Origin of the sequence: Pseudoalteromonas luteoviolacea, assembly GCF_021654285.1 — a bacterium.
Lineage (GTDB): Bacteria > Pseudomonadota > Gammaproteobacteria > Enterobacterales > Alteromonadaceae > Pseudoalteromonas > Pseudoalteromonas luteoviolacea_J.
On the sequence record NZ_JAKFZS010000012.1, the window covers coordinates 85,233 to 101,175 of the forward strand.

Genomic DNA, 15,943 nt, shown 5'->3' on the forward strand with positions numbered 1-15,943 from the left:
ATAAAAAAGAGCGATGCCAATGGCAGTAAAAGTATTAGTTGTTGATGACTCAAGTTTTTTCCGTCGTCGTGTAAGTGAAATACTAGAAAAAGATGCAGGAATTGAGGTCATTGACTTTGCAGTTAATGGTCAAGAGGCTGTTGAAAAAGCAAGTAAGTTGAGACCTGATGTGATAACAATGGACGTTGAAATGCCTGTATTAGATGGTATTAGCGCCGTTAAAAAAATAATGCAGAGTAACCCAACACCAATCTTGATGTTTTCATCGTTAACCCGAGAGGGTGCAAGCGCAACTTTAGATGCGCTAGACGCAGGGGCTGTCGACTTTTTGCCGAAAAAGTTTGAGGATATAGCCCGTAACAGCGAAGAAGCTACCCGAGCATTACAAACTAAGGTTAAAGAAATTGGTAGAAAGCGTGTAAGCCGCTTCACTCGTCCTATGACGACTGCGAAGCCTACAACGCCGGCTAGCACATCGCCTAAGCCCGTTTCGAATTTGAGGAGCAGCTCTACGGTTGCGCAACCAGACCGAAGCTTTCAAAAAGCGCCGACAGAAACCACGCCACAACGTAGTTTTAAAGCGTCAGGAAAATCATATAAGGTAGTTGCAATTGGTACTTCTACAGGCGGGCCTGTTGCTCTTCAAACCATTTTGACGCAACTACCTGCTAATTTCCCTCACCCCATTTTGCTAATCCAACACATGCCTGCCGCGTTTACTCCTGCGTTTGCACAGCGATTAAATAGTTTGTGCAAAATTAAGGTTAAAGAAGCTGAGCAGGGCGATAAACTTATGCCGGGTGTCGCATATTTGGCGCCAGGTGGTAAGCAAATGATGGTAGAGTCTAGAGGTGGCAGTAAAACGCTGAAGGTGTTTGAGGACGATAGCCCTAGGATCACTTATAAACCATGCGTTGACGTTACCTTTGCAAGTACGGCAAAGGCCTATTCAGGAGATGTGTTGGCAATCGTGTTAACAGGTATGGGCGCTGACGGAAGAGATGGTGCACGCATGCTGAAACAAGTTGGTGCAACGATTTGGGCTCAAGACGAAAAGACCTGTGTTGTATATGGTATGCCTCAAGCAGTAGCCGCAGCTGGATTGTCATCAGAAAGTTTAGCTTTACAAGATGTTGCGCTGCGGATCAATAAAGAGCTGGGGATTGCTTAAGAGATACAAACTTGATAGTTGCAGCTTTGTCATGAAAGTCACAAAGGAATAAAATAATAAAGTGAAAATTTGGACGGTAGCGAATCAAAAAGGTGGTGTAGGTAAAACAACTACTGCGGTTAGCTTGGGCGGCATTCTTGCCGCTGAAGGTAAAAAGGTATTATTAATCGATACTGACCCACATGCATCACTGACATATTACTTTGGTATAGATTCTGAAGATCTAGAGGTGAGTGTTTATGATATTTTTATCCGCGGCTCCAATATGCAAAGCGAAGAAATATTGCAAGCCTTGTGTCCTTCAACCGTTGAGAATTTAGATATCCTACCTGCGACAATGGCGATTGCAACGCTTGATCGAAGTATGGGGAATCGCTCGGGCATGGGCCTTATATTAAAAAAAGCGTTAGCTAAAATTAGCGACTATTATGACTACGCAATTTTAGATTGTCCCCCTGTGCTTGGTGTGTTGATGGTCAATGCGCTGGCAGCAAGTGAGCGCATTTTAATTCCAGTACAGACCGAATTTTTGGCATTAAAAGGGCTTGATAGAATGATGCGAACAATGACATTAATGCAAAGTTCGCATTCTAAGCAATATCAATATACTATAGTCCCTACAATGTACGATAAGCGTACGAAAGCATCTTTGGAAGCGTACAAATCCTTAGTAGAATCTTATCAGGATAAAGTGTGGCCGGGAGTTATACCTGTTGATACTAAATTCAGAGATGCTAGCTTGGCACAGAAGGTTCCGGTACAATTCTGCCCCAAATCAAGAGGCGTGTATGCATATCGAGCCTTACTTGAGCATATTGGTGAATTAGAAAGAGGTAAGAATGAGTAAGCACCTGTTTGCAAATGAACAAGTGATGAAACAATATCTAGGAGCCTTATTGCAAGAAGAGGATGACCAGGATGTTGCACTTGCGCCAGTTGCAAGGCTGCTTGAATCTGTGCCTGACGCACAAAAGCAACTACTCGAACAAATCGAGAATAAAGACGCATTAAAAGCAGATGTTGAGGTAAAAGCTCAGCCACAGGAGAAGATTGTAGAGAAGGTTCTGCAAGAAACTCCAGTGATGCCAACTCAAGAGCTTGAGATAACTGAAAATACAACTATTATCAAAGAACAAGCACCTGCTAAGAGTGCTGCAAAAGAAGCTTTTATTGAAGGGGAGTTTCAGGCTTTATTCTTTGAAGTAGCTGGACTGACGTTGGCTGTTCCTTTGCAAGCGCTGGGTGGCATTCATCAGCTTACAGAGGTCAATCAGTTATTTGGAAAACCTAAGTGGTTTAAAGGTGTGATGCTGAACCGTGAAGAGAAGCTGAACGTTGTTGATACTGCTAGGTGGGTTATGCCTGAAAAGTTTACCCCTGAATTGGAATCTCAGCTTAATTATCAATATTTGATAATGTTAGGAGATAGCCAATGGGGGCTGCTAGCAGAAAAGTTAGTCAATAATATTACACTCACTGCTGATGATGTAAAATGGCGAACAGCATGTGGTAAACGTCCATGGCTTGCGGGCGTTATTAAAGAAAAAATGTGTGCGCTTATTGACGTAGAGAATTTAAATAGGTTGCTAGAACAAGGCCTCGATAGCCGAGAGCAGTAACTAGCATCAATCTGGAGTTTAATCATGAGCCAAGAAAGAATACTTTCTGCAGATAAAAATGCCGATAGTAATGATGAAGTCCTACAGTGGGTGACATATAAGCTAGAGGAAGAAACATACGGTATCAATGTAATGCAGGTACAAGAAGTACTTCGTTACACTGAAATTGCGCCTGTACCAGGTGCACCAAGCTATGTACTAGGTATCATCAACTTGCGTGGTAACGTTGTAACAGTAATAGATACACGTGCACGTTTTGGACTGATGAGTGCAGAAGTGACTGATAACTCACGTATCGTGATAATCGAAGCTGAAAAGCAAGTGATTGGTATTTTGGTCGATAGCGTTGCAGAAGTTGTTTACTTACGCAGCTCTGAGATTGACAGTGCGCCAAACATTGGCACTGAAGAAAGCGCCAAGTTCATCCAAGGCGTATCTAATCGCGAAGGTGAGCTACTGATCTTGGTTGATTTGAACAAACTACTCAGTGATGATGAGTGGGATGAGCTGAGTCATTTGTAACTTGTGGCGGCAGTAAATTTAGATGACGTACTCATTGTACTTGTGGTCGTATCATGCGTTGTCAGCTTAACTTGTTTAGGTTTGTTGTTTTTATTTAGCAAACGCTTACAACAAACCCAAAACAATGCTGCGAGGTTACACAAGCAATCACATAGTGATGCTGAACAAATTAGTATTTTAAGAAGTGAAATCGCAGAAGTAAGAGCAAGTGTGCTGAGTATTGGAAAGCGGCTTGTTGAGTGTGAAACTTTTGCAAAAGATTTAGCTCAACAACAAGCTGCCCAAAAGTATGATGACCCAGATGCAAAAATATACTCTCGAGCGGTCAAGATGGTTGAGCTTGGTGCAGATTTAGAAGAAATAATGAGAGAGTGTGAGCTCCCCAGAGCAGAAGCCGAGTTGCTTATGTCTCTACATAACAAATCTTAGTAAAGGTGCCAAAGGGCACCTTTTTTATTACATATATAAAATACTGCTCATGACCTCAGAATTATGAAAACATAAGTCTAAATACGCTCGATTACTAGACAATAATTAGATAGTATACGATGCGACAATAGTAGTAATTGAGTTTCACCAAGGAAAGTGAATGGTTTATCGATTAATTTGTTTTATTATTTTTTTGATGCTTGTGGGCTGTGCGCAAACTGATTTATCTTTGCAAAATAAGTTGATCCAGCAGGTTCATAATAATGCGCTACAACATGGTATACCCTCCCAAGCAGTATTAGTTAGTAATAATGGTAATATAAAGTTTAACTATGCATTAGATACCTCTCAGCAAAAAGAGGATATAAAGTTAAACGAGCACAGCATGTTTCCAATTTTTTCTGTAAGTAAGCTGTTCACCAATGTGCTTGTGTATCAACTTGTAGAAAAACAGCAAATTAAACTAAGTGACCGTATAGGTGAGTATGTTAAGTTACCAAGTCATTGGCAACATATACCTATCAACGCTTTAATGAACCATACATCAGGGCTGCCTGAGTACTTTGTTATGTCTAACCAAGAAGTAGTGGCGCCAAGTAACCAAGATGCGGTGATAGAAAAACTCGGGGCCCAACAGCCTATCTTTGAATTAAATACTCAAATTCAGTATACGCAAACAAACTATATGCTGCTCAAAGCGCTATTAGAATCTATGACTGGGCAATCTTATGAGTCATTAGTTAAAACACGCATATTTAGCCCTTTAAAAATGACCAACACCGCTTTTCATGTTGATCACCTTACTAAAGGCGTTGTGCGTTCATACCTGTCAAATGGGGGAGATAGTTTAAAACCCAATGGTTATGTCTTTCCTCGTTATAGTATTGCCCATACAGGCGCTTATTCGACGGCATACGATTTAAATCTTTTCTTGAGTGGCTTGATGGAAGGCAAGTTGATCAATAAAACCCTGTTAGTTGACTTTTGGCGGCCGCAGAAGCTTAAAAACGGTATGACAAATTACTTTGCCTTGGGGTGGAATACCGACGAAGTGGGGCATTGGTCGACGGCAGGACATGATGGCGGCACATTGGTAAGAGTGTCTGTCTTATATCAAGAAAATAAAGACGACTATATGACATATATTTATTTAACAAATGGCAATTTAGATGGTATATGGAGTAGGCGGTTAATCAACTCTCTGCAACAGCATGCATTACCTGACTTTTATTCTAGAGCGGTGGCTTGGGCGAGTTATAACGTGCTCAAATAAAGTATCTATGCAAGCAGAATATAAATAAACGAGATTGAAATCAGAAAGTCATCTTTTTTATATTAGCCAACTATTTTGCTTGCAATGAGAGTAAGGCAAAAAAGCACATTCATTCATGTTTGCAGTTTAAATGTTTACTTTATGATTTGAAGTGGCGTACAAAATATTGGTGCGCACCATGTGTCACAAGGTATTAATATCGTTATTAATATTTCTAATTGTTAGGCTTTTATATTTAGCTTGCCCTGAAAATTTTTCCAACCCGGTGGAAATTTACCGCGTAACACATAAGAAAATGCGATTAACTCAGCGATGACATAATAGAGCTCTTCTGGGATCTCTTCATGTAAGTCTAGTTGCCCGAGCGTTTTCACCAGGGCAGGATCTTCGTGGATCATGATGTCTTTTTCTTTGGCCAAAGCGATGATCTCTTCAGCGAGTTCTCCAAATCCTTTACAGACAACTTCCGGCGATTTACCCGCTTCATATAATAGCCCAACGGCTGTTTTTTGTTCCATATTTATACCTTTATGTTGACGATAGCGTGTTTATCGTAGAACTGTTTGACTTGCACGGCATCTTCACGCAGTGCGATATCACCCACTTGCAGGCCATGGGCTGCAAGCTTGCTTCTCAAGGCGTCCAGATGCGGTTCGGCAAGCTGGCATACGCTAGGGCTGTCACCAACAATTTCGCAATCTACGGCTTTGTCCATAAGCTCAGCTTGGACACTTAGCTGTCCCAGTGCTTCATAGTCAAAGTTTAGCCTGACAAACCATACTTGCTTTTCCGGCAACCCCGCTTTTGCCGGTTTTTTGTAGTTGCCTATTTGCAATTCACTTTGTCTGCACTCTGGTGGGGTTTTCATCGGCAAGAATAAGTTGATGAGCAGTTGACTCTCACTGTCAAACTTTTGACCAAGTGCTTGCGTTTGGTTTGTTGGTGACATGGCATTTTGGATAAAGCCAAGTTCCTCAACCAGATTGTGCTGTGCTGATAAATTCACAGCCTGAATAAACTGCTTGGGTTGCTGTAATTTATTTCCGGGAAATAAGGTTTCTACCATGCTGGCGATACGTTGTTCTTGTGACACATTTTTTGGCAGTTGAGCTTCATTTTGAGTACTGAGTTGTGTGCCTAGTAGTGTTACAAGTAATTTATCTAATGCTTGAGTAAAGCTCGTCATAGGCACATTGGTGTTCAGCGGCGTTGCGATACTCGGTAAACGACTAAACAAATCTTGGCTAACCATGTCTGGTGTTGCTTTTCCTTCGTCCATTAAGCGTGAAAATGCCTGGTGAACAAGCCGAGTGAGATCCACCGACTGGCCGCTTTTAAAGGTCATCTTTTCTGAGATTTTCTCGCTCAACAATGCGGGATCTTTGAGATCTGGTGTTTGCGTTTCTGTTAATGCAGCTTCTCGCCAAGGTTTGCTAAGTATATGTGCCAGTGGCAGTGATGCAGGTACTGCATTTTGTGATTTTTGGGCGCCTCGCAGCGGGATCACATCCGTTAATTGCATTTGTGTCGCGAGTTTTGTTTGCGTCATGCTGAGCTGATCAGCTGTAATTGGCCCGTTACTTTTTGGTAATGCTGCAGAAAGGACTTGTTGGATCAGTTGCAAACGCATCTCAAATGGCACTTTTGCTGTGCTGCTTTGTGCACTTTGCAAAGTATTTACAGGTGAGCTTGCTTGTGTGTTTGGCGTGCTCACTGATTGCTTATTGTCACCTTGAAGAGCAAAGTTATTTGGCTTGCTGTTATCAGGGGGAGTACTTTTAGCTTTTTGCTGCTCTGTTGTGTTTGCGTCACCAAAAGGTGATTGTGGGGCTTGGTTTTTTGCATTAACAAGTCCTTGTTTGTGCATAGCGGATTGATTTTGTGAGTCCAGCCCAGAGAAATTTTGTTTAATACCTTCAGAGAGTGTCATTAACGCTATGCTGGTAGGGCGCAGTGCTGCTGATGTGTAAAGTGGCTGGTGTAAATAGCTTTTGGCTGTAGCAGTGATAGATGGAATTTGCTGGGCTGGATGCTGATTGGTCCTATTTGCATCTTGCTGTGCAGCGCGATTAAAAAATGGTGTCTGTGTTATGGCTTGCAAGGCCTGCTTTACGGTTTGCTTTATATCAGCCAAGGAAACGTTAAAAAGCGGTTTGTCATATTTTAATGTTTGCTCTTTGTATGACTGGGTCGCCTCTTTTAATTGAGTTTGAAATGCTTGAGTATCTAGCTTGGGTAAAATACTTTTAAGTGATGTAGCCAGTTTGATTTTAGTTGACTTAGTCGCGATTGCGACTTCAATCCCATCCGGTGCAGTGCTTAGCTTAGCACCATGCCATACTTGCTTTTGTAATTGCTTTAATTCAGTAGGTGTTGGTGTTTGAATTTGCGTAATGTCATGCTGATGTCGACCGAGCTTCAGCGTGCCTTTACTTTGCGTCAGCTGCAAATAGTTAGATGTTTGTTGACTGAGCTGACTGACTAATTTTGCAATGGCCTTTTTGGCAACCGGCATTTGATGCAGCTTGTCGCCAAACATATTAAATACTTGCATCAAGACTTTATCACTTTTGGCGCTTAGGCTCGCGACCAATTTAGATTCTTGCTGCAATAAGTTGCCTATGCTGGGCGGAATTGGCACGTTTACCCCAAGTTTAGGTAAAGCGAGTTGTGAATGAGGTGTTTGTTTTATTTGTGCGTCGGTTTGAATGGCACTGTGATCGCCAAACCCTTTTAATACGCCAAGTAAACTGAGCAGTGATTGTGCTGATTTTAACGATAATTTCGCTTCAGGTGTCACAAGGGTTAGGACAGTGCCAGTGGCATCTAATTTTAATTGTGCTTCCGGTAATTTCAAAACCTGATCTATGTTTGCTTCGCTACTTAAGCGTACCGGTTGCCAACGGCCTTCTAGCGCAACTTCCATTTGAATCGAGTCTGGTTTGATAACAATATTACGCGCTAAAAATGTTTTATCGGCGTCTAATTGCGGTTGAGTGTTGCTACCTTGTGAAGATATTGTTGTCGTTGACACATTTGCCGGATGTTGTACAGGAATTGTTTGCTTATTCATTATTCTAAATCAAATTTTCGGTAATCGGTCACAAGGTATTATTCGTATTACAATATCACTATGATAGACTTACGCCCACATTTAGGGTCGTGAGAATAACAAATTTTGCTAGAGATTAAGGCTTTAACTTGTATCAAACAAGACCGTTGTTTGTTCGAATCACTTAACTTTTCATTGTTATCTGGTCAAATCATGCAAATAGAAGGCCCAAATGGTGCAGGAAAAACATCGTTGCTGAGAATAATAGCCGGTTTTTCTCAGCCAGATGAAGGTAGTGTTCTGTTTCATAAGAAAAATATTACTGAAGATTACGATGCGTTCGCTCAGTCCTTGCTGTTTATTGGACATAAAACAGGTGTTAATCAGCAGCTCACTGCCTATGAAAATGTCATGCATTGGCTCACTGTTCATGGCTATAAAAGCGTACAAACGGAAATATATGACCTCCTTGGCAAGCTAGGTCTTGTCGGCTTAGAAGATGTCCCAATCAGAACCCTATCAGCTGGTCAACAACGCCGCGTAGCTTTGGTGCGTTTGTGGCTCAATGATGCCAAGCTTTGGATCTTAGATGAGCCCTTTACTGCCTTAGACAAAAAGGGTGTTGCTATGTTACAGGCGCAATTTCAACTGCATTTGGATAACGGTGGCGCTATTTTGTTAACAACTCACCAAGATCTCACCAACTCGTTTAGCTCTTTGCAAACCTTGGTTTTGGAGTATCGCCACTGATGCAAGTAAGCAATTCATATTGGACGCTATTTTGCTCCGTTTATAAAAAAGATGTCACACTGGTTTTTCGCCAACGGGCTGAAATCGTTAATCCGCTCCTGTTTTTCTTGATTGTCATTACTTTATTTCCCCTAGCGATTGGCCCTGAACCAGGCTTATTAGCGAGAATGGCGCCGGGGATTATTTGGGTCGCAGCGCTTTTATCAACTATGTTAGGGTTAGATAAGATTTTTCGTGATGATTACATGGATGGCTCATTAGAGCAGCTGATTGCTTCCCCTTATCCATTGCCATTGGCTGTATTAGCTAAAGTCGCGGCACATTGGACAACGGCTGGACTCCCCATGGTGGTCATGGCGCCCGTGTTTTCTATGTTGATGAATTTAGAGTCGCAAGCGCTCGGTGCCACCATATTAACGCTACTAATTGGTACCCCATTATTAAGTTTTATTGGTGCCATTGGAGCAGGCCTGACTGTAGGCTTGCAAAAGGGCGGTATTTTAATGAGTTTACTCGTTTTACCGCTATATATCCCAGTACTTATTTTTGCAACGTCCGCTATTGATACTAGCATCATGTCTTTAGCATATAGTGGGCAGCTTGCAATCCTTGGTGCGATGTTAGCCGTCGCTTTAGTCGCCGCACCAATTGCTATATCGTCAGCTTTAAGAGTGAGTGTAAGTTAAAATGTGGAAGTGGTTACATCCTTATGCCAAAGCGGAGCGTGCTTACCAATTGTGTAACACTTTGCTTCCGTACTTTGTTGTGGTGTCCGTGCTATGTATTGTGGTTGGATGGGTGTGGGGGCTTGCGTACGCCCCAGCAGACTACCAACAAAAGGATAGTTACCGGATCATCTTTATTCATGTGCCTTCGGCGATTTTGTCCATGGGGGCATACTCTTCTATGGCCATAGCCGCCATCATCGCATTGGTTTGGCAGCTACGAAATGCCGAGTTGGCTGTCATTGCAATTGCGCCAGTAGGGGCGGCGATGACTGCGATTGCGCTTATTACCGGATCTGCATGGGGCAAGCCAATGTGGGGCGCTTGGTGGGTGTGGGACGCAAGACTTACTTCAGAGCTCATCTTATTATTTTTGTATCTTGGTGTGCTCTCGCTATTCCATGCTTTTGAAGATAAAAAAGCAGGCGGTAAAGCAGCATGTATTTTAGCGATTGTAGGGGTGGTCAATCTACCGATTATTCATTTTTCTGTAGAGTGGTGGAATACGCTTCATCAAGGTGGCGCTATCACTAAATTTGATACATCAGCAATTGATCCGTCGATGCTTTGGCCCTTATTGATTAATATTTTAGGGTTTGCAGCACTGGTCGGTATGCTTACTTTGATCCGTCTTAAAAATGAAATTATACAGGTCGAAAAACATCGTCCTTGGGTCCGTCAATTAGTTAGCCGAGGTTGATTATGCAGTTTGAATCATTTAGCGACTTTATCGCCATGGGCGGTTATGGATTTTATGTTTGGCTCTCTTTTGGAAGCTGTGCCGTCATCATATTGGGCCTGTTATTTGGCTCTCTGTACGAAGGCAAACAACTAAAACAACAAGTAAAGTCTCAAATGGCCAGAGAAGAACGCATTAAAAAGGCCAAAGAAATGGAGGCACAGGTATGAACCCAAGACGTAAAAAGCGTTTGTTTACTGTCCTTGCCGTGATTTTCGGTATTGGTTCAGCGGTTGGTTTGACTTTGTATGCGTTGCAAGAAAATATCAACTTATTCTACACACCGAGCGAGTTAGTGAACGGTAAAGGGCCAGAATTAGAGAAACCAACAATTGGCCAAAAGCTGCGTATAGGCGGTATGGTTGTGCCTGGTTCAGTGGTGCGTGATGAGACTTCATTAGATGTTGAATTCAAACTCATTGATACAGGGCCACTTGTGACCATTCGCTATCAAGGCATTTTGCCTGACCTGTTTCGAGAAGGGCAGGGGATTGTTGCTCAGGGAACTTTGATTGAACCCGATGTGATAGAAGCCTTTGAAGTTTTAGCAAAGCACGACGAAGAATATATGCCTTCTGAAGTGGCTGAGGCAGTAAAAGGGATCAAGCACGAAAAACCTAAATATAATTTAAATAGCGAGAACTAGTATGATCCCAGAAATAGGATATTTTGCGCTAGTTTTAGCTATGGCACTGAGCCTGCTTCTTTGTATTTTCCCGCTTTGGGGTGCATATACGGGCAACTTAAGGTTGATGCGTGCAGCCCCATCTTTAGCACTCGGGCAATGTTTATTTGTATTGTTTTCTTTTGGCATTCTTATTTATATCACGTTGACGGATGATTTTACCGTTGCGTACGTGGCACATCATTCAAGTAGCACCTTACCTTGGTACTACAAGGTGACCTCAACGTGGGGCGGACATGAAGGTGCGATTTTACTCTGGTTAGTCATGCAATCTAGCTGGACGGCACTGGTTGCTTTGATGTCAAAATCATTGCCATGGGTGCTCAGAGCACGTGTACTTGGCGTACTGGGTTTCCTTGGCGTTGGTTTCATGTTGTATACCTTGTGGATGTCGAGCCCATTTGAGCGTCTGTTACCTTACTTTCCGGTTGAAGGGCGTGATTTAAATCCGTTGTTACAAGACCCCGGTATGATCATACATCCACCGCTGCTGTATATGGGCTATGTGGGTTTGTCTGTGTCATTTTCATTTGCCATTGCCGCATTATTAACAGGCAAATTAGATAATACTTGGGCGAAATGGTCTCGACCATGGACCATGGTTGCTTGGGCATTTTTAACTTTGGGGATCACCATAGGTAGCTGGTGGGCTTATGCTGAACTTGGCTGGGGAGGCTGGTGGTTCTGGGATCCCGTTGAGAACGCCTCGTTGATGCCTTGGTTAGTTGCCACAGCCTTGCTGCATTCGTTGGCAGTGACTGAAAAACGCGGGGTATTTAAATCTTGGACCGTATTGCTGGCTATTGCCGCGTTTAGCTTATGTCTGTTGGGCACCTTCATTGTTCGCTCCGGCATCATCGTCTCTGTACATGCGTTTGCCACAGATCCTGACAGAGGTTTGTACATATTATCTTTCTTAGCTGTGGTTGTGGGCGGCAGTTTGGCTTTGTATGCCGCACGTGTTTCTCAAGTCCATAGTGAAGGTCGTTATCGATTTGCTTCTCGAGAAGTGGCTTTGTGGCTCAATAATATTTTCTTAGTGGTTGCGACCTTAATTGTATTGTTAGGGACTTTACTGCCGATGATCCACAAAGAATTAGGCCTTGGCTCAATTTCAATTGGGGTACCTTTCTTTAATCAGATGTTTGCCATTTTAATCGTGCCATTCGCACTGCTGTTAGGGATTGCCCCAATGTTGCGCTGGAAGCAAAACACATTGTCTCCGTTGGCAAAAAAATGGTTGGTCAATGTTGCGCTTAGCCTTGTGGCGACGGCTGCATGGTTGTTTTCTAGTTATGAGCAAGTCTCTGCGCTGACTTTTATGGCGACGGTACTGGCGGTTTGGATTGTGTTTTCAACCATCGCTGATTTACTGCAAAAAGTATCATTGCAGACATCTATTTCAGAAGGTTTCAAACGACTCGGTTTGAGCTATTGGGCCATGGTACTGGGTCATGTTGGACTCGCGTTTGTGATTGCCAGTGTAACTTTGACTTCTGCTTATTCGGTAGAACGTGCTGTTGCTATGAAGCCTGGAGATATTGCGACCTTAAATGAGTACCAATATCGCTTTGATGGAGTCAAAGAGATACGAGGGCCAAACTACAGCGGTCATGCTGGGGTCGTAACAGTACTTAAAAACGATGAGTTTATAACGGAGCTTTATGCCGAAAAGCGGTTATACGATATTGGCATGCAATTTATGACAGAGGCAGCCATTGATGATGGGTTCTTCCGTGATTTGTATCTGGCTTTAGGTGAGCAAATGAGTCAAGGTGCTTGGTCATTACGGATTTATCATAAGCCTTATGTTCGTTGGATGTGGCTGGGCGGGATTTTGATTTCCTTGGCAGGTTTCGTCGTGCTGGCAGATAAACGCTACCGTCGTCGTGTGAAAAAAGAGGCTCAAGTTTAATTATGAATCGAAAAATACTGGGCTTTTTGCCATTCTTAATTTTTGTTTTGCTGTGCGTATTTTTATATCAAGGTTTGTTTGGTAACCCTAGAGAGTTACAAACCGGTCGATTAGGGCAAACTATGCCGAGCTTTAATTTACCTGATTTAATGGATGAAAATAAACGCTGGACAGAAAAAGAGTTACTGGGTGAAGTATATTTGATGAATGTGTGGGGTACTTGGTGCCCTACATGTATTGCTGAGCTGGGGTATTTAACTAAGTTGCGTGAGCAGGGCGTTAAAATAGTGGGCTTGTATTATGAGCAGGCCTATGACCCAGATTTTGGTGACCATTTTGATATCAATGCACTTAGAGAAGAAGTCGATACCATGTTAAGCCGAGCGGGTAACCCTTATCAGTTTAATATTTTGGACTTAGAGCGCAGTCTTGCGTTGGATCTTGGGGTATCGGGCGCACCAGAGACTTTTTTGGTTGATAAGGAAGGTACAATTTTGCTGCATCACACTGGAGATATTAACCAGCGAGTATGGCGAAATAAGTTCTTACCTGTCCTTGAGGAGTTGCAACCATGAAGATCAGACATGTGATGCTGTTGGTGATGATATTGCTGTTAAGTGCCACAGTTGCCAATGCTGCTGAAGATAAGTATGAATTTAAAAATGCTGAGCGAGCACAAACATTTAAAGAGCTGACATTAGAACTTCGCTGTCCAAAGTGTCAGAACCAAAATATTGCCGACTCAGATGCGGTTGTTGCAAAAGACTTACGCGATAAGGTTGTGGCTCTAGTACAAGAGGGTAACTCTAAGCAAGAAGTAATTGATTACATGATTGATAGGTACGGGTATTTTGTGCACTACCAGCCGCCAGTGACGCCTGCGACTATCATTTTGTGGGTGCTGCCAGTGATCATCGTTGTGTTAGGTTTTGGTTTTATCGTGTTTAGACAAAAGAAGGCATCAAAGAAGCAGCAGTGGAGCGCAGCAGATGATGAAAGACTCGAACGGTTGATTGCACAGTATCAGCGTAAGGAGCGCCAGCAATGATAGAGTTGACTCAAATGTGGGGTGTTTTTGCGTTGCTGGGAATCTTGAGTTGCCTATTTGTGGTGATGCCTTTTCTTCGCAAAGAAAAAGTGGTGTCAGTTGATCATGATGCCAATGCACAGCGTATTGAAATATATCACCAAAGGTTAGATGAACTAAAAGGCGAATTAGAAAATCAGCGCATCGGTCAAAATGACTTTGAAGAGTCCGTCATTGAGTTAAAAAGGCGGCTGTTAAATGAGTTGTCTCCAGAGCAAACATTGGATACGCGTGGCAATAATCTAGTGCTTGGTGCTACAGGTATTGCGTTTACTGTGGTTGTCAGCAGTGTTTTTTACTACTTCACAGGTAGCCATCAGCAAATAGCCAATTGGCAAAAAGCGGTGGAAAAGCTACCTGAATATGGTGAAAGGGCAGTGCTGCAAACCGGTGAGCCTTTATCGGCTAACGAATTGCAAGCATTTGCACTGGGATTGCGAACTAAACTAGCCAACAGTGGTGATGATGCCGTTGCTTGGATGTTGTTAGGACGTGTCGCCATGTCATTAAACGATTATGAAATGGCGATGCAGGCGTTTGATAAAGCATTGATCATGCAGCCTGATAATCACAATGTGTTGGTTAATTACAGCCAAGCGCTATTAATTGAAGGTTCCGAGGCAAGTATTAACCGAGCTGCACGAATGTTATCTCGTGTACTTAGGGCTGAGCCACAAAACATTGATGCGATTTCTTTGTTGGCATTAATTGCGTATGAGCGAGAGGATTGGCTTGAAGCGAAATCTGCATTTGAGGTTTTACTGTCAACTGTACAGCCTAATGATCCACGTTACGCCATGATCAAACAGCGTATTGATGAGATTGCTGAAAAGCTCGGGGAAAACGAGTCTGTGCATTCAGGATCTGGGCCTCAGTTGAGTGTGCAGGTGCGTATTGATGATAAGCTAGTGAGTCAATTACCAGACAATGCAACCTTGTTTGTGTTCGCAAAAGCAGCAAACGGACCGAGAATGCCACTTGCAGTGCAAAAACTTACAGTTTTTAACTTGCCTTTGGTTGTCACTTTGAATGATAGTATGGCAATGTTGCCAGATCTGAAGTTATCGAACTTTAATAAAGTTGTGATAACGGCGCGTATTTCTATTGATGACTCGGTGATGACGCAAGCAGGTGAGCTTGAAGGCACCTCCGACGTGATCACGATAAATAACGATATGCGCCAACAGGTTAATGTCATTATAAGTCGTGTTATAACCAGCACAGGAAGCTAAATGTATAAAAAAATTGTCGGTGCAGCGCTTGCGTTAATGCTTGTAGGCTGCGCACAGGTCCCTGAGGTAAAAGAAGACCCTCGTGATCCCTTGCAATCAATGAATAGACCCATCTATGACTTTAATATGGATGTGCTGGATGCTTATATTTTGCGTCCAGCGGCGAAGGGATATGTGGCCATCACGCCAGCACCCGTGCGCAGTGGTATAGTTAACTTTACCACCAATATTGCGGCGCCAACGGATGCAATAAACTCAGCCTTACAGGGAAAGCCTGGAGATGCAGGGATTAATGTTGCACGGTTTTTAATTAACTCAACCGTCGGTATTCTAGGATTTTTTGATGTTGCAAGAGAAATAGGCCTTGAGCACAAAGACGAAGACTTTGGCCAGACACTCGGTGTTTGGGGTGTTGGAGATGGGGCATATTTAATGTTGCCAGCCATGGGACCATCTACGGTGAGAAATACCACAGGTGATCTTGTTGATAATATCGTGCTGCCAGAGATTGCACTGACGACACCACAAACTTTGATTGTATTTGCACTGCGAGCCGTTGAAGCACGTGCATCATTGATGTCGCAAGAAAAGTTACTTAACGAAGCGCTAGACCCGTACATGTTTTTAAAGGATATCTACTTTCAAAGACAGCTTTTTGAACTGCATGATGGCAATCCGCCAATGGAAGAAGAACCAGAAGATTTTGATGATGATTTCTTAGAGAATCTTTAATTAAAAGGCCAG

18 protein-coding genes are annotated in these 15,943 nt (G+C 42.8%); 16 read left to right on the plus strand and 2 right to left on the minus strand.

Annotated elements, in window-relative coordinates; all coding sequences use genetic code 11:
- Positions 1 to 19: 19 nt before the first annotated feature.
- From L1077_RS13270 to L1077_RS13295, 6 genes are all read left to right on the plus strand, one after another.
- On the plus strand, positions 20 to 1,171 hold the full coding sequence (locus L1077_RS13270) for a protein-glutamate methylesterase/protein-glutamine glutaminase (RefSeq protein ID WP_237137266.1): 1,152 nt from the start codon (positions 20 to 22) through the stop codon (positions 1,169 to 1,171).
- Between the two features lie 61 nt (positions 1,172 to 1,232).
- A complete protein-coding gene (locus L1077_RS13275; protein WP_237137267.1) occupies positions 1,233 to 2,018 on the plus strand; it encodes a ParA family protein in 786 nt (261 codons plus the stop codon).
- Complete coding sequence (locus L1077_RS13280) at positions 2,011 to 2,790, plus strand: chemotaxis protein CheW (RefSeq protein ID WP_237137268.1); 780 nt, start codon at positions 2,011 to 2,013, stop codon at positions 2,788 to 2,790. Before L1077_RS13275 ends, L1077_RS13280 begins: the two co-directional genes overlap by 8 nt.
- Positions 2,791 to 2,814: 24 nt before the next feature.
- On the plus strand, positions 2,815 to 3,312 hold the full coding sequence (locus tag L1077_RS13285) for a chemotaxis protein CheW (protein WP_023401824.1): 498 nt from the start codon (positions 2,815 to 2,817) through the stop codon (positions 3,310 to 3,312).
- A gap of 3 nt (positions 3,313 to 3,315) precedes the next feature.
- Positions 3,316 to 3,741, plus strand: a complete 426-nt coding sequence (locus L1077_RS13290; RefSeq protein WP_237137269.1) for a DUF2802 domain-containing protein — start codon at positions 3,316 to 3,318, stop codon at positions 3,739 to 3,741.
- A 160-nt stretch (positions 3,742 to 3,901) separates the two neighbouring features.
- Positions 3,902 to 5,014: a serine hydrolase domain-containing protein gene (locus L1077_RS13295; protein ID WP_237137270.1), complete on the plus strand. Its 1,113-nt coding sequence runs from the start codon at positions 3,902 to 3,904 to the stop codon at positions 5,012 to 5,014.
- A 221-nt stretch (positions 5,015 to 5,235) separates the two neighbouring features.
- On the opposite strand, the gene L1077_RS13300 is transcribed toward L1077_RS13295, so the two are convergent.
- Together L1077_RS13300 and fliK are read right to left on the minus strand one after the other, a co-directional pair.
- Positions 5,236 to 5,532 carry an EscU/YscU/HrcU family type III secretion system export apparatus switch protein gene (locus tag L1077_RS13300; protein ID WP_063362904.1) on the minus strand — a complete coding sequence of 99 codons (297 nt, stop codon included), beginning with the start codon at positions 5,530 to 5,532 and terminating at the stop codon, positions 5,236 to 5,238.
- A 2-nt stretch (positions 5,533 to 5,534) separates the two neighbouring features.
- Positions 5,535 to 8,087: a flagellar hook-length control protein FliK gene (gene fliK, locus L1077_RS13305; protein WP_237137271.1), complete on the minus strand. Its 2,553-nt coding sequence runs from the start codon at positions 8,085 to 8,087 to the stop codon at positions 5,535 to 5,537.
- Between the two features lie 105 nt (positions 8,088 to 8,192).
- Between fliK and ccmA the strand changes: the two genes are divergently transcribed.
- From ccmA to L1077_RS13355, 10 genes are read left to right on the plus strand one after another with little or no spacing between them, the layout of a single operon-like run.
- Positions 8,193 to 8,816 carry a cytochrome c biogenesis heme-transporting ATPase CcmA gene (ccmA, locus tag L1077_RS13310; protein ID WP_237137272.1) on the plus strand — a complete coding sequence of 208 codons (624 nt, stop codon included), beginning with the start codon at positions 8,193 to 8,195 and terminating at the stop codon, positions 8,814 to 8,816.
- Positions 8,816 to 9,502, plus strand: coding sequence for a heme exporter protein CcmB (gene ccmB / locus L1077_RS13315; protein ID WP_237137273.1), 687 nt, complete (start codon positions 8,816 to 8,818; stop codon positions 9,500 to 9,502). The genes ccmA and ccmB overlap by 1 nt, the downstream gene beginning before the upstream one ends.
- Position 9,503: 1 nt before the next feature.
- Positions 9,504 to 10,241: a heme ABC transporter permease gene (locus tag L1077_RS13320; RefSeq protein WP_063362907.1), complete on the plus strand. Its 738-nt coding sequence runs from the start codon at positions 9,504 to 9,506 to the stop codon at positions 10,239 to 10,241.
- A gap of 2 nt (positions 10,242 to 10,243) precedes the next feature.
- Positions 10,244 to 10,450, plus strand: a complete 207-nt coding sequence (ccmD, locus tag L1077_RS13325; protein ID WP_211037279.1) for a heme exporter protein CcmD — start codon at positions 10,244 to 10,246, stop codon at positions 10,448 to 10,450.
- Complete coding sequence (ccmE, locus tag L1077_RS13330; RefSeq protein ID WP_063362909.1) at positions 10,447 to 10,926, plus strand: cytochrome c maturation protein CcmE; 480 nt, start codon at positions 10,447 to 10,449, stop codon at positions 10,924 to 10,926. The genes ccmD and ccmE overlap by 4 nt, the downstream gene beginning before the upstream one ends.
- A 1-nt stretch (position 10,927) precedes the next feature.
- Complete coding sequence (locus tag L1077_RS13335; RefSeq protein WP_237137274.1) at positions 10,928 to 12,880, plus strand: heme lyase CcmF/NrfE family subunit; 1,953 nt, start codon at positions 10,928 to 10,930, stop codon at positions 12,878 to 12,880.
- A gap of 2 nt (positions 12,881 to 12,882) precedes the next feature.
- A complete protein-coding gene (locus tag L1077_RS13340) occupies positions 12,883 to 13,455 on the plus strand; it encodes a DsbE family thiol:disulfide interchange protein (protein WP_237137275.1) in 573 nt (190 codons plus the stop codon).
- Positions 13,452 to 13,928 carry a cytochrome c-type biogenesis protein gene (locus L1077_RS13345; RefSeq protein WP_237137276.1) on the plus strand — a complete coding sequence of 159 codons (477 nt, stop codon included), beginning with the start codon at positions 13,452 to 13,454 and terminating at the stop codon, positions 13,926 to 13,928. The genes L1077_RS13340 and L1077_RS13345 overlap by 4 nt, the downstream gene beginning before the upstream one ends.
- Positions 13,925 to 15,199 (plus strand): c-type cytochrome biogenesis protein CcmI, encoded by a 1,275-nt coding sequence (gene ccmI / locus L1077_RS13350; RefSeq protein WP_237137277.1) that lies wholly within the window; start codon positions 13,925 to 13,927, stop codon positions 15,197 to 15,199. Before L1077_RS13345 ends, ccmI begins: the two co-directional genes overlap by 4 nt.
- A complete protein-coding gene (locus L1077_RS13355) occupies positions 15,200 to 15,931 on the plus strand; it encodes an MlaA family lipoprotein (RefSeq protein WP_237137278.1) in 732 nt (243 codons plus the stop codon).
- Positions 15,932 to 15,943 lie beyond the last annotated feature (12 nt).

Excerpts from the sequence above, each read along its gene's own strand:
- L1077_RS13270 (WP_237137266.1), top strand. The coding sequence starts at position 20 with ATGGCAGTAAAAGTATTAGTTGTTGATGACTCAAGTTTTTTCCGTCGT.
- L1077_RS13280 (WP_237137268.1), top strand. The coding sequence starts at position 2,011 with ATGAGTAAGCACCTGTTTGCAAATGAACAAGTGATGAAACAATATCTA.
- L1077_RS13285 (WP_023401824.1), top strand. The coding sequence starts at position 2,815 with ATGAGCCAAGAAAGAATACTTTCTGCAGATAAAAATGCCGATAGTAAT.
- L1077_RS13295 (WP_237137270.1), top strand. The coding sequence starts at position 3,902 with ATGGTTTATCGATTAATTTGTTTTATTATTTTTTTGATGCTTGTGGGC.
- L1077_RS13300 (WP_063362904.1), bottom strand. The coding sequence starts at position 5,532 with ATGGAACAAAAAACAGCCGTTGGGCTATTATATGAAGCGGGTAAATCG.
- fliK (WP_237137271.1), bottom strand. The coding sequence starts at position 8,087 with ATGAATAAGCAAACAATTCCTGTACAACATCCGGCAAATGTGTCAACG.
- ccmB (WP_237137273.1), top strand. The coding sequence starts at position 8,816 with ATGCAAGTAAGCAATTCATATTGGACGCTATTTTGCTCCGTTTATAAA.
- L1077_RS13320 (WP_063362907.1), top strand. The coding sequence starts at position 9,504 with ATGTGGAAGTGGTTACATCCTTATGCCAAAGCGGAGCGTGCTTACCAA.
- ccmD (WP_211037279.1), top strand. The coding sequence starts at position 10,244 with ATGCAGTTTGAATCATTTAGCGACTTTATCGCCATGGGCGGTTATGGA.
- ccmE (WP_063362909.1), top strand. The coding sequence starts at position 10,447 with ATGAACCCAAGACGTAAAAAGCGTTTGTTTACTGTCCTTGCCGTGATT.
- L1077_RS13335 (WP_237137274.1), top strand. The coding sequence starts at position 10,928 with ATGATCCCAGAAATAGGATATTTTGCGCTAGTTTTAGCTATGGCACTG.
- L1077_RS13340 (WP_237137275.1), top strand. The coding sequence starts at position 12,883 with ATGAATCGAAAAATACTGGGCTTTTTGCCATTCTTAATTTTTGTTTTG.
- L1077_RS13345 (WP_237137276.1), top strand. The coding sequence starts at position 13,452 with ATGAAGATCAGACATGTGATGCTGTTGGTGATGATATTGCTGTTAAGT.
- ccmI (WP_237137277.1), top strand. The coding sequence starts at position 13,925 with ATGATAGAGTTGACTCAAATGTGGGGTGTTTTTGCGTTGCTGGGAATC.
- L1077_RS13355 (WP_237137278.1), top strand. The coding sequence starts at position 15,200 with ATGTATAAAAAAATTGTCGGTGCAGCGCTTGCGTTAATGCTTGTAGGC.